10 protein-coding genes are annotated in these 12,734 nt (G+C 41.4%); 5 read left to right on the forward strand and 5 right to left on the reverse strand.

From position 1 onward, the window contains the following. Positions 1 to 84: 84 nt before the first annotated feature. Together AAEY98_RS03345 and AAEY98_RS03350 are read right to left on the reverse strand one after the other, a co-directional pair. Positions 85 to 1,461, reverse strand: a complete 1,377-nt coding sequence (locus tag AAEY98_RS03345) for an RsmB/NOP family class I SAM-dependent RNA methyltransferase (RefSeq protein ID WP_351014954.1) — start codon at positions 1,459 to 1,461, stop codon at positions 85 to 87. A gap of 443 nt (positions 1,462 to 1,904) precedes the next feature. Then, a complete protein-coding gene (locus AAEY98_RS03350) occupies positions 1,905 to 2,576 on the reverse strand; it encodes a DUF2461 domain-containing protein (protein ID WP_101087736.1) in 672 nt (223 codons plus the stop codon). A gap of 470 nt (positions 2,577 to 3,046) precedes the next feature. Between AAEY98_RS03350 and AAEY98_RS03355 the strand changes: the two genes are divergently transcribed. From AAEY98_RS03355 to AAEY98_RS03370, 4 genes are all read left to right on the forward strand, one after another. Further along, positions 3,047 to 3,478 (forward strand): ATP-dependent zinc protease family protein, encoded by a 432-nt coding sequence (locus AAEY98_RS03355; RefSeq protein ID WP_011636685.1) that lies wholly within the window; start codon positions 3,047 to 3,049, stop codon positions 3,476 to 3,478. 3 nt (positions 3,479 to 3,481) lie between these two features. Beyond that, positions 3,482 to 4,387: a 30S ribosomal protein S6--L-glutamate ligase gene (gene rimK / locus AAEY98_RS03360; RefSeq protein ID WP_101087737.1), complete on the forward strand. Its 906-nt coding sequence runs from the start codon at positions 3,482 to 3,484 to the stop codon at positions 4,385 to 4,387. Then, the gene (locus tag AAEY98_RS03365; protein WP_101087738.1) at positions 4,387 to 5,400 is read left to right on the forward strand and encodes a succinylglutamate desuccinylase/aspartoacylase family protein; all 1,014 of its coding nucleotides are present in this window, start codon (positions 4,387 to 4,389) and stop codon (positions 5,398 to 5,400) included. Before rimK ends, AAEY98_RS03365 begins: the two co-directional genes overlap by 1 nt. A gap of 491 nt (positions 5,401 to 5,891) precedes the next feature. Beyond that, positions 5,892 to 7,475 carry a methyl-accepting chemotaxis protein gene (locus AAEY98_RS03370; RefSeq protein WP_182743861.1) on the forward strand — a complete coding sequence of 528 codons (1,584 nt, stop codon included), beginning with the start codon at positions 5,892 to 5,894 and terminating at the stop codon, positions 7,473 to 7,475. Between the two features lie 106 nt (positions 7,476 to 7,581). Here the strand turns inward: AAEY98_RS03370 and AAEY98_RS03375 are convergent, their stop codons facing one another. Then, entirely contained in the window at positions 7,582 to 9,618 is a 2,037-nt protein-coding gene (locus AAEY98_RS03375; RefSeq protein ID WP_351014956.1) for a methyl-accepting chemotaxis protein, read from the reverse strand. Positions 9,619 to 9,990: 372 nt separating this feature from the next. Between AAEY98_RS03375 and AAEY98_RS03380 the strand changes: the two genes are divergently transcribed. Next, entirely contained in the window at positions 9,991 to 10,683 is a 693-nt protein-coding gene (locus tag AAEY98_RS03380) for a fumarylacetoacetate hydrolase family protein (RefSeq protein WP_351014958.1), read from the forward strand. Between the two features lie 92 nt (positions 10,684 to 10,775). Here AAEY98_RS03380 and AAEY98_RS03385 read toward each other — a convergent pair whose 3' ends face one another. Beyond that, positions 10,776 to 11,033, reverse strand: a complete 258-nt coding sequence (locus tag AAEY98_RS03385; RefSeq protein ID WP_162022676.1) for a hypothetical protein — start codon at positions 11,031 to 11,033, stop codon at positions 10,776 to 10,778. Positions 11,034 to 11,096: 63 nt separating this feature from the next. Then, positions 11,097 to 12,725: an eicosapentaenoate synthase subunit PfaD gene (gene pfaD / locus AAEY98_RS03390; RefSeq protein ID WP_351014960.1), complete on the reverse strand. Its 1,629-nt coding sequence runs from the start codon at positions 12,723 to 12,725 to the stop codon at positions 11,097 to 11,099. Positions 12,726 to 12,734 lie beyond the last annotated feature (9 nt).

Genomic DNA, 12,734 nt, shown 5'->3' on the forward strand with positions numbered 1-12,734 from the left:
GTTAACCATTAGCTCGCAATAATAAAAGCCATCGACTTGATGGCTTTTTAGTGGGAAATTTTAATTCTCTTACGGCTAGGCGTACTATTTGCGGCGCATTTTTGCGACAAACATGCCATCACTGTTAGCTTGCTGAGGCCAAATTGTCAGCATATTACACGGTTGCCCAGTAAAAGGATGGATGACCGGTTCAAGTTCAAACTCGGATGTTTCTGATAAAAAGTCTTTTACAATTTGTTCATTTTCACTAGGTGATAAAGAGCACGTAGCATAAACCAATTTACCGCCTACTTTTACTGCCACTGCGCTACGTCGTAAAATGGCTAGTTGTAGCATCGGTTTATCTGTTACTGCACTGGCATCATCAAGCCATCGCATATCTGGATTTCTACGCCAAGTACCTGTGCAGCTACAGGGTGCATCGACTAACACTCCGTCAAAGGTATTCGCATCTACGGGCAATACGTCGCCTTTCCAAGGTGCAACACTAATATTATCAAAACCTGCACGTTTGGCACGCTTGCGTAGCTCTTCCAACGGTTTAGTTCGAATATCAGATGCAATAATACAGCCCGTTAAGGCAGAGCTTTGCTGCAACATTAATGAATATAATTGCAGTGTTTTGCCGCCAGCACCACTACAAGCATCCCACCATTTTTCATGGTTACTTGGTTGACAAATTTGACCAATTACTTGCGAGGCTAAATCTTGGATTTCAAGATAACCTTGTTTATAAACATTTATTTCATTTAGATTAATACTTTTATGACCTAAATTTATGGCATCAGAAAAGTAACTATTCGCTTTTGCTTCAACGCCCGCTTGTCGAAGAGATTCGATCACTTTTTCTGTTGATAATGTTTGTGCACGAGCCCAGATCGGAGGTCGACTGCTCATTGCATTAACAACAGCATATTGATCAACATCATCAATAGGGCAAAGTTGCCAAAACCATTTTGGTAACAACTGGGTTAGTTGACAGGTATCAATGCCACTTACATTAATAAAGGCGGTTAATTTGTCATTTAATGAAGGGGTATTTATCAGTTCAACCTGGTCCGGGCGGGTTTGAGGCCAACTTGCGAAGTCATTCCAGGCAGTAGTAACGTCATTCCATTCATGTTGTTCCAACATCGCGCATGTGCTTAGCTGTTGAAACCATGTAGTGTGTTTTTGGCTTGAATTTAATTGCTTTAACCAGCCCCACCAGCGAAATAGACCAAACAAACTTTCGCGGATCACTCGCCTATCTTTTGACCCATGTTTTTTATGTTCACGAAAATATTGGCCAATGATTCGATCGGCAGGCATGTTGGTACTCATAACCTGATTAAACAGTGTCTCAATAGTGGTTGAATAACTTAGGGCTCGCTTTTGTGCTGGTGTCGTCGCAGCTATTTCTTGCGCATGTGTCTCGTCTGATGTGGTTGCGTTAGACATGGCGGGAATATTATGACTCATGAATTGACCTGATATTGCCGCACAGCACATAACCGATGCTGTACAGGGGACTATTTCTTGCTAGTTTAACACGGCTTATCTAAATGATGAGCTAAAACTATGTTGGCCAAAATGACATCATACCTTAGCGACAATCTTGTAATAATAAATAATTCTCAAAGGTTATCACCCGCGTTCTGTGTTAAATAACCTGAGCTCGGGATAATAAACGCCTTTCAAACAGCCCTTTGTCCTGCTAATTGTGTTGAATCGACTTACTATAGGCTAGCTATTGACGCGTCAATTCGCCTTGCTAGCATAACAAATGACAAGCTTGAAAGTGAGCTTGGTTAACATGCTGATTTTAAATAGCTAAGTTCATTCCTTATCCCGAGTTCAGGTTAAATACGCTTATTCACGTCGTCGAAACGACGCTTCTATGATGATGTTATGATTCACTCTCACTAAAAGTCTAAATCTAATGCAAAACATAGATAGGCCATTAGCGCGCGGGTATGTTGATATTCTTGTGCACAAAATTCAACAAAATCAGCCTGACATACTTGTTCTGAACTAATTGGTTTGATGGCAATAAAGTCTTTTCGCCTGAGCTCGGCAATCATTGGGTGATGTTTATCAAATCCTCGTGGAGGTCTAATTAAACTATCTCCCGTTAATTCAAATCCTGCTTGTGATAGTTGAGTTAATGCTTTTTGATAAGCATTAGGGTTTTCATCAATACAATGACGAATGGCATTGAGATCTTTTGATTCTGGGTGCCAAATACCCGCGGCAATGAAGCATTCATCATTAGCGATGTGAACATAAAACCCCGGAGCATGGACATCTTTGGCTTGAAAGTGTTTAAACTGAATGCCGACATTGGTTTTATAAGGCGTTTTATCTTTGCTAAAGCGACTGTCGCGTTGTGGGCGCATTAGACTGCCGCCAACTTTTTTAGCCACGGCGATGAATCGTGGCGACAAACCTAAAATAGGCCCTTGCATGGCTTCTATAAACTGTAAAGCTGGCGTTCTCACTTGATCTTCGTATTGCTGTTGGTTGGCTTTAAACCATTCTCTATCGTTGTTAACTGCTAGACTGTTTAAAAAATCGAAACTATGTTGACTGAACATGACGGTACCTTTTTTTTACAATAGCGATGCAGATATTAATGTTATAATTTGGCTATCATGTTAAACAATGTCTACTCTGAGTGAAATAGCTAGGGTTGATTTAAGCCATTAATATTGTGCACGTTATTTGAACATTTAAATGTTAACTCTGTATTTTTTGTATTAAAAAACAAGGTAAACGTTAGTTTTTGGCGCTTTAGGTGTGGTCGTGTTGTTGTTGTAACTTACTGACATAGAAATTTTTTTTAGATATGTTGTTAATGTTAGTTTGATATAAATAAAGTGTTGGTGTTAAAATTGTTTTGAAGGCTATATTTTTGACAAAAACTTTGTCGGTTAACGTTTGGTTAACAAAGCGTATACGTTGAGCAGTGCAATCAAAAACTTAATTGTGGCGTCTGCTCAAATATTGAATTTATAGAAAGATAACACTTTGGAATGAATAATTCCTCTACAAGAAAGGATAGACCATGACTGAACATTCCCTCGGTATTGTGGGTTGGCGTGAATGGGGCACTTTTCCTGATATTGGCAACGAAAGAGTCAAAATCAAAGTGGATACTGGCGCAAAAACATCTTGTTTACATGCGTTCAAAATAAAACCGTTTCAAAAAGAAAACCAAAAATGGGTTCGAGTCTGGCTTCATCCTGACCAAGGTTCAGATCGTGAAGTCGTCTGTGAATTTCATGTATTTGATCGCCGAGATGTTAGTGACTCTGGTGGTCATGTAACGAAACGCTACGTGATAAAAACGCCGATCTTAATCGGTGATCAACTTTTTGACATCGAACTGACGTTAACCAATAGAGATCACATGAAATTTAGAATGTTATTGGGACGCCGCGCATTAGAAGGGCGTTTTTTGGTTAATTCAGCAGAATCATTTCTAGCAGGAGAATAACAAATGCATATTGCAATAATGTCGAGAAATAAGAATTTATACTCGACAAGTCGGTTAAAAGAAGCTGCTGAAGCTCGTGGTCATATTGTCAATATTGTTGACCCATTAAAGTGTTATATGAACATCAACATGAATGCGCCTAGCATCCATGTTCGCGGTGAAGAACTGCCAAAATTTGATGCGGTTATTCCGCGTATTGGCGCATCTGTCACCTTTTATGGCACCGCGGTATTGCGCCAGTTTGAGATGATGGGAACACATCCATTAAATGAGTCGGTCGCGATTACTCGCTCACGTGATAAGTTACGTTCATTGCAACTATTATCACGTAAAAATATTGGTTTACCAGTAACAGGTTTTGCCAATAAACCGGCAGACATCCCCGATTTATTAGACATGGTCGGTGGCGCCCCTTGTGTGATTAAGCTACTTGAAGGAACCCAAGGTATTGGTGTTGTCTTAGCTGAAACTCGCAAAGCGGCTGAATCTGTTATTGAAGCCTTTATGGGCCTAAAAGCTAATATCATGGTGCAAGAATATATCGCAGAAGCCGGTGGTGCAGATATTCGTTGTTTTGTTATTGGTGACAAAGTGATTGCCGCGATGAAACGCCAAGCATTACCTGGCGAGTTCCGTTCTAATTTACACCGTGGTGGTTCTGCTAGCATTGTTAAATTAACGCCTGAAGAGCGCTCAACCGCGTTACGTGCCGCTAAAACAATGGGTTTAAATGTTGCTGGCGTAGATATTTTACGTTCTAAACACGGTCCATTAGTGATGGAAGTTAACTCATCTCCTGGTCTTGAAGGTATTGAAAAAGCTACCGGCATTGATGTTGCTGAAAAAATCATTCAGTTTATTGAGAAAAACGTTAAATCCACCAGTTCAAAAACGAAAGGTGTTGGTTAATGGTAAAAAAGCATGAACCGTTTGTTATCGGTGATGTTAGCGTAGCGGCAGGCACTCAACAAAGTGTCAAATTGCCCGCAGCAAAACTGTATAACGATACACCGATGGATTTGCACGTTGAAGTGTTTCACGGCACTAAAGCGGGACCTGTTTTATTGGTTTGTGCAGCAATCCATGGTGATGAGTTAAATGGCATTGAAATATGTCGACGTTTGCTCGGTCGTGTTAATGCTAAAACCTTAACGGGAACCCTATTAATTGTTCCCATCGTTAACGTGTTTGGTTTTATTCAACAATCTCGTTATTTACCGGATCGTCGCGATTTAAATCGCTGTTTTCCGGGCTCTGCTAAAGGTGCGCTAGCGAGTCGTTTAGCCCATTTATTCAGCAGTATTTTAGTGAAACGTGCAACCCACATTGTCGATTTGCATACTGGTGCTATCCATCGCGATAATTTACCGCAGATCCGTTGTGACACCGACGATGAAGTGATGCTCGACATGGCAAATGCCTTTGGTGCTCCGGTGATAATGTCATCAAAAGCACGTGAGGGTTCAATGCGTGGTTATGCCAACAGCCTGAATATTCCTTGTATTTTATATGAAGCAGGTGAAGCACTGCGCTTTAGTGATATGTCGATTAAATCTGGCGTTAATGGTGTTATCAATGTGATGCGCTGTTTAAGTATGACTAAAGGCAAAATTAAAACTAAAAGTACCAGCGTCAATGCCAGCCGCAGTTATTGGGTCCGTAGTGAGTCTGATGGATTAGTAAATATTAAGCTTAAATTGGGTGAGCGCGTCTCTAAAGGGCAGGTGTTAGCCAATATCGTTAACCCTTTGGGTGGTGAACCATTGCCATTGCTAGCGCCGACAGACGGAATTATTATTGGCAACAGTAATATTCCCGTGACCAATGAAGGCGAAGCCTTGTTTCATATTGCGCAATTTAGCGGTGACGAGATAGAAATCATCAACGATAACCTTGACGATTTTATGCAAGAATACGCTTAATACATTTGTACATTGATGTTTGTTTTGTGTAAATGGCCCTGTTGCTGCTCAAATTGAATATTGTTAGCTGATTGAGAGCACGACTTGGATCATTTGAGCGTCAAATTAATATGTGGGGCAATACATTGCCTCACATATTAAGCCTTCACCACTATATCCCCTTAAGTAATAACTCACTTTTGCAGTTAACCTGTTAAGCTCTGCCCTGGGTAGTCGCTTGGGTAAATCGAGAGAAACGTCTTAGCAGAATTTATCTATATCACTGTGCGAGTGGTAAGTATTAGGGTTAAATTAATTATTTAATTGACAATTTTCAAATACATATCAAACTATAATGACTTATAATAAATAGGGATATGGCACACTCACATTAGTGATGACATTTCTCAACCACCTTATTAAATGGAAGTTCTGTCTATGCACCTTTGGTGTAACAGATAGCATTAATGAGTTTTCTTATTCACTATACCGAGACAAGGATGTCAGTGCCTATGCGCAATAATCAACCCATTACCCTTAATCAGTACCACTTCGATGATGATGTTCGTTTAATTTCAGGAACCGATCTGCGCGGTCATATTATCTACTGCAATGATGCTTTTGTTGACGTCAGCGGCTTCGACAAAAATGAATTGATTGGTAAGCCACATAATCTTGTGCGTCATCCTGATATGCCAAGTGAAGTATTTAAGGATATGTGGGCATGTATCTCTAGTGGTAAAGTGTGGATGGGGCTGGTTAAGAATCGCCGTAAAAATGGTGATTATTATTGGGTTAGTGCATTTGTTACGCCAGTATTTGATAATAATAAAGTCGCCGGTTACGAGTCCGTTAGGGTGACTGCATTACCAAGCGAAATTGCCCGTGCTGAAGCGGCTTATGCTAGAATAAAAGCTAAAAAGTCACCAAGACCACTTCATGCAAAAATAAAACATCAAGTCATTAAATTATTACCGGCTTGGTTACCCATGTTTATTTTTTCCCTTGTATTAACTGAATTTTGGGGCGTTCTCCCTGGTGCAATAGGGTTATTCACGCTTGTAGTATCAACGGCATGGTTGGGCTATAAACAGCAACAAGATTGGTATGAAGTGGTCCAACTTAATCCTAATTCGTTTACAGATCTCATTGTTGCAGAAACCTATTTTGCTGACTTTGGCGCCAAAGCGCAGGCAAAATTAGCGTTGGGTTGCGAAGTTGCCCGTTGTCGTACTGCGATGACGCGGATTGAAGATGCTGCAAAATCATTAGATGGCATTGTCGAACACACCCAAATAGAGGCTGAGTCAACGGCTAAAGCGGTGAGCTTACAAAGTGGAGCAACACAACAAATTGCCTCGGCAATTACCCAAATGTCCACTGCTATCCAAGAAGTGTCCGCGAACGTTGAACGTAATGCTTATAGTGCAAAAGAAGCGTTAGACAATGTTAATGCAGGGGCTCAACTGGCTAATGAAGCTAAGCAATCTATTGATGAGTTAAATCTCTCTGTCGCGGATATCGCCAAAACAGTACGCGAGTTATCTGAATCTACAAGTGAGATAGGACAAGCCGCCAGCCTGATTTCGAGTATTGCCGACCAAACTAATTTGTTGGCCTTAAATGCCGCGATTGAAGCTGCTAGGGCGGGAGAACAAGGTCGTGGCTTTAGCGTTGTTGCAGATGAAGTGCGCTCCCTAGCACTGAAAACCCGCGAATCCACCGACAGAATTCACAGCATTGTGAGCGTATTAACGAAGCGAGCCAGTAATGCCGTTCAAGTGTCGGTTAGTGGTGAACAAGCGGCCAGTAAAGGTGTTGAAATTGTTGATAAAACACGTAATGCATTAGCGTCGATTAACCAATCCGTTGAACAAATCACCCAACTTACTTTAGATATGTCTGCGGCGGTAGAGCAGCAGAGTGCTGTTGCTGAGCATATTAATCAGCAAATTATTGATATTGCTGATTCTGCAGAAATTACTAAAGCTTCATCAGAAAAATCGCTACATAACAGTAGTGAATTGGGCCAGTCAGTGTTAATGGTTCGATCTATTATCAGGCGCTTTGCTGTAGGGACCTTAGGTAAGAAATAGACGATACACCACAGCATCTTTTACAGAGTCAAAATAGGCCAGAAATCATTGCGATTACTGGCCTATTTTATTGTGTCTCTTACTAAAGATTTTATTACGCTACTGATTAGAGTGTAAAGCGTTCAACAGAGGTGGTAAGTGAGTGAGCTAATTGATTTAATTGCTGGCTTTGCTGTGTCATTGAAGCTGACTCATGGGCATTTTGTTCTGCTGAATCGGCTGTTTGAGTCATCGTTTGCTCTATTTGTTGGCTATGGCTTACTTGTTCATTGGCTGCATGAGTAATGCTTTGGCTCATGCCATTAATGGTGCTAAGCGCCGCCTCTATTTGTTCGATTGCATCATGCAACGACTGGCTTTGTTCTACACATTCACTGGCTTGTATTTGCCCTTGTGAGATGGCTGTCACGGCATAGGTTGTTTCTTGTTGTAAGGCACTAATCATGGTTTGAATTTCGGCGGTTGCTAATTGCGTTCTAGAGGCTAATGAACGCACCTCATCAGCAACAACGGCAAATCCACGCCCATGCTCACCGGCCCTAGCGGCTTCAATCGCGGCATTTAAGGCCAACAAATTAGTTTGATCGGCAATCGCACTGATGGTGGTTAAAATCCCACCAATATTATCACTGTGTTGACTGAGCTTTGCCATGGTCTCGACTGAGTCGCGCAAGCTGGTTGATAAGGCTTCAATACGGAAACGGTTATCATTAGCAATGGTTTTTATTTGTACTCCTTGCGAAGAGGCTAATTTAACATGTTGTTCAGATTCTGAAGCTTGCTCATTGACTTGATTTGAGCTGTGATGTATTTGCTCTGCAAGCTGCTTAGCTTGATTAATATTGTTAATTTGTCCGGCGGCCGAATGGGATATTGTCTCGCTTTGCGCTTGCGAGCGAAGAGCGGATTCATCTAGTAAGTGTGCATCACGACTAATGGCTTGCAATAAATTAGTTAGATCGTCAGACAGTTTATTGATGTTATCCATCAGCTCGCCAAATTCATCATTATTTCGTTTGGTTAATCGCCGAGATAAATCACCGCTGGCAATGCGCGATAATGCACTGTTAATGGCTTGTAGAGGGCCTAACATGGCTTTTGAGGTAAAGTAATAGATAAACATCGCCATTAACACAAACACCACTGCCATTGTAATAGCAAAAGTTTGTGCGGTACTCACTTCATCAATCGCAACCATTTGTAATTGATGGAACCTTTCATTGGCAAGCTTTACTAATTGATCTAACTGATTGTTAGTGGCATCAAAAAAGGTGTTGGCTTGCAGGTTACTATTCTCAGCTAAGCGCTGCTGATTGACGACATTTTGTTGCGCGAGATACAAGCTACCGGGGTTATCAGTGAAGTTTTTAATTCCTTGCAAGTTGGTGTCAAAATCTACAAATAGCGCAGTTGCCCCCAAAGGCTCTGCTTGTTGGGTTAAGTAGTTGCCATTAACCGTAATATTACCCAATAACATAGCCACATCTTGTTTATGAATATTAACGGTATCAACAGAGGTTAATCGGCCAAGTTCCGTCATGGTATTGCCCAGAGTAAATAGCATATCGTCGATGCGTACTCCGCCGCCAATGACTTCGTTTAATAACTGCTGCTCGCCCGACGGGGCTTCTATCAGTTCTAAATCAATCATATTATTACTGGCATTAATTCGAACATTATCAAATTGTTGTTTTAACGTGCTGAAGCTGCCGCGGTTTTGTCCTATTTCAAGTTTAGCGCTGAACATGATGTGCGATTGCTGTTCGTACTGCTGGTATGATTTTTGAGCTTGAGTTAATGACTGAAGCATTGTGGGTTGATCAGCAACTTTTGCCGATAATGTCTTTAATACCTCTCTGAACTCTAGTTGCAATTGCTTGAACTGCTTATAACTGAGGTCAATATTGTCATTATCGATTTGTGAATAAGCTAAACTGCCGGTTTTAGCCATTTTTAATAAGGTAATTTGTAAGGCATTTGACTGGTTTTGTACCGGTACTGCTAACGTTTCGATATTAATATTGGCTGTTTGAATTTTACTCAAGGAATGATAAAAAAAACTACTTCCAGCAAGCAGTAATAAGCCAATTGAGGCAAATCCTAATGCTATTTTTTGTTTGATTGTCAATTCGAATATTGTCATTTAGTCTCTCATATTGTTATTTTTTTGACGTCATTCTTACTGTATTAATACTTAATCAAGCATGATTTTTGTCCAATAGTGACAAACTCTAGAGTAGTTGGTTGTTAAAATAATGTAAATGGCATTGTGTAAAAATAGAAATATACCTTTGTTTTTATAGTTATATTTTACTTTTTCAATCCAAATAGATATTGAGCATGTGTGCCAATTGATTATGATTAATGAGCAATATCATTGAACCATTCACAATCTAATAGGCAAGCGATAATGCTTTGGGTATGATTTAAAAAGAGTCGTTGTTCTATTTTGAAATAATTCGCTTTATTGTTAGAAGGATTACTCTTATCACTATTTCAATTATTCGAGGTTAATGTGAGTTTACAATCCGTTTCGCTAACGCAATCAGATGGGCAAGTACGCCTCGTCTCGCCATCAAAAATCATTTGTATTGGGCGTAATTATGCTGAGCATATTGACGAACTCGGTAATGAAATTCCTGATGATATGGTAGTGTTCCTTAAACCAAACTCAGCCATTACCACTACTTTGTGTAGTCACTTAGGTGAGCCTTTACATTATGAAGCCGAATTATGCTTTATGGTGAATAATGGTCAGTTTAGTGCGGTTGGTGTTGGGCTTGATATGACTAAGCGTGAGCTGCAAACCAATTTAAAAACCAAAGGCTTACCGTGGGAGCGTTCTAAAGCTTTTGATGGTTCGGCGTTATTCAGCGAATTTATTGCTATAACCGCAGACATCAAAGATTGGTGCTTTCAATTAACCATTGATAATGCCGTGACGCAATTAGGTCATCAGCAATTAATGATGTACCAGCCACACGCTATTTATAACGCTGTCAGTGAGTTTATGAGCTTAAATGATGGTGACATTGTGATGACAGGCACACCTAAAGGCGTAGGCGTGGTGACGGAAAATACTACCTTTGAGTTGAGCTTATGGGCAAATGTACCATTTACTGTATTTGAGGCTGCGCTGTCGGGGGATAAACCGGTTGAACAGCTTTGTGGTAACCCAGAAATCGTTAAGCAATGGCTGGCTAAATAACGCTAGGTTTTGAAATAAAGAATGCTCGAAAAAAATGACCCTCTTACTAAAGAGGGTCATTTTTTTATGAAGACATTAAATGGGTATTAATGCTATTGCATTAACGCTACGGCTTCCATGTCTAGCTCGATATCAGTGCAACCTTTAGCGCAATAAATCCCTGGGGCTTTAGCGTTTTTTGGTGCCTTTTTAGTATTAGGCGGTAATTGCAGTGTTAGTGGTTTATTACAGTCGCTGCAAGTTGCGCTGTTGCCTTTGAGCATGCGTTTTATCAGATTTTTTTGTTGATTAAAGGATGCCAATGTCGGTTCATTAATCGCTGAAAAATCGAGTTTCTGTGTATCGCTCATGTCGGTTCCTGTCTATCTCGTTGAGCTCGCAATAAAGCGAGATCAATCTATTCACTTGGTCGATCACTTTACTTGATCAACTGGGCGCCAGCGTTGTAATGCTACCGGAAGGCTAACACCTTGTGCTGTTAATAAATTAACTCGGGCCAAATAAGCTGCGCCATGCATTAAGTGTTTGGCTAAGTCTACTGCATGACGCTGGGTGTAGTCATCTAAATAACTGCCTTTAGCCCATGCGTTAAATGCGCCGAGTGCCGGACCAGCCCAGATTTGATAATCCATCTCGCGACCAAGCTCACCAGTGTTTGACCAACGGCTAGACAGACCTAAGTACCAACGGAAAATCAGCGCCATTTTACGTTTAGGATTATCTTTAGCACGCTCGATTTGCTTTGGATCGCGCTCATTAAAATGCGCTACCGTGCCAGCCCAAATATCATCCAGGCTTGAGCGGAATACTTGTTTTTCAAGTTTTTCACGCTCGTCGCTTGGAATGGCTTCAATAGAGTCATAGCGGGTATAAATTTCGTATAACTTGTTGGCGCGCATTGGAAATAAGGTGCCACGTTTTACGACTTGCAGCTTAACGCCCATTTCGAACATATCGGCAGCAGGTGCCATCGTCACATCGGCCATTTCGGTGGTGGCCAGTAATTTGCGAGTATGCTCGCTGGCTCCCGCTTCTACACAAGCCTGGTTGATTGAACCGGTAACAATGTAGGCTGCGCCCATATGAAAAGTCGCCAGTGCTGCGTCAGGCGTGCCAACACCACCACCGGCACCAACCCGAATAGGGGTTTTATACTTGTACTGTGCTTGTACTTGATCTTTTAATGCCAAAATAGTCGGCAGTAAAGTGACTAATGGTCGATTGTCTGTATGACCGCCAGAGTCTGCTTCGGCAGTAATATCATCAGCCATAGGCACTAATTGAGCCAGTTCCATTTGTTCTGCGCTAATAAGACCTTCATCCACCAACTGTTGCAGTATTTTAACTGGCGCAGGTTGCATAAACTTAATCGCCACTTCAGTACGGCTAATTTTCGCAATTACTTTATTGTCTATTTGCACATCACCGTGTGCGTCACGGCTTAAGCCTGCTGCGCGGTAATAGACAATTTGTGGGGTTAAGCCTAAAAAGGCAGATGCCTCAACAGTACGCACTTTGTGTTTTAAAAATAGCTCGACACTGCCACGTTCAAGTGCGGGTTCACTTGGGCTGTGGATTAAATTAAACGCATAAGGCCCGTTTGGCAGCGCGGCTTGAATGCGGTTAATCGCTTGCTCAACTCGAGATGGAATTAACCCTGCTGCGCCAAATGAACATAAAATACCAGCCTGACCTAACGCAATAACCAGTTCTTCAGAAGAAATACCATTGGCCATTGCGCCAGCATGATAGGCGAATTTTACCCCATGCACGCGGCGGAAATTACTGTCACCTAAGCTTTGGGTGCCAAGGGCAGGGGCAAATGCGCTGACTGGCAGAGCATTTGCTGCAGTAATAGCATCGGTTACGACTTGGGCTTGCTGAGCAACGCCTAAGCCTTGTTGCGTGTCGTTAACCACATAACACGCTTGTGATAAATCTTTAAGCTTTTTGTCCATCCCAGTAGGGTCAAAACTGACGTGTTGCTGGCTAACTTGCCATGGCCAAGGAGAAAGCTTTTCGTTATGCACTTGTGTTGTCATTATTATTAT

This window comes from Shewanella sp. AC91-MNA-CIBAN-0169 (genome assembly GCF_040310165.1).
GTDB lineage: Bacteria > Pseudomonadota > Gammaproteobacteria > Enterobacterales > Shewanellaceae > Shewanella.

Coding starts and splice junctions, on each gene's coding strand:
- AAEY98_RS03345 (WP_351014954.1), bottom strand. CDS start 1,461: ATGAGTCATAATATTCCCGCCATGTCTAACGCAACCACATCAGACGAG.
- AAEY98_RS03350 (WP_101087736.1), bottom strand. CDS start 2,576: ATGTTCAGTCAACATAGTTTCGATTTTTTAAACAGTCTAGCAGTTAAC.
- AAEY98_RS03355 (WP_011636685.1), top strand. CDS start 3,047: ATGACTGAACATTCCCTCGGTATTGTGGGTTGGCGTGAATGGGGCACT.
- rimK (WP_101087737.1), top strand. CDS start 3,482: ATGCATATTGCAATAATGTCGAGAAATAAGAATTTATACTCGACAAGT.
- AAEY98_RS03365 (WP_101087738.1), top strand. CDS start 4,387: ATGGTAAAAAAGCATGAACCGTTTGTTATCGGTGATGTTAGCGTAGCG.
- AAEY98_RS03370 (WP_182743861.1), top strand. CDS start 5,892: ATGCGCAATAATCAACCCATTACCCTTAATCAGTACCACTTCGATGAT.
- AAEY98_RS03375 (WP_351014956.1), bottom strand. CDS start 9,618: ATGACAATATTCGAATTGACAATCAAACAAAAAATAGCATTAGGATTT.
- AAEY98_RS03385 (WP_162022676.1), bottom strand. CDS start 11,033: ATGAGCGATACACAGAAACTCGATTTTTCAGCGATTAATGAACCGACA.
- pfaD (WP_351014960.1), bottom strand. CDS start 12,725: ATGACAACACAAGTGCATAACGAAAAGCTTTCTCCTTGGCCATGGCAA.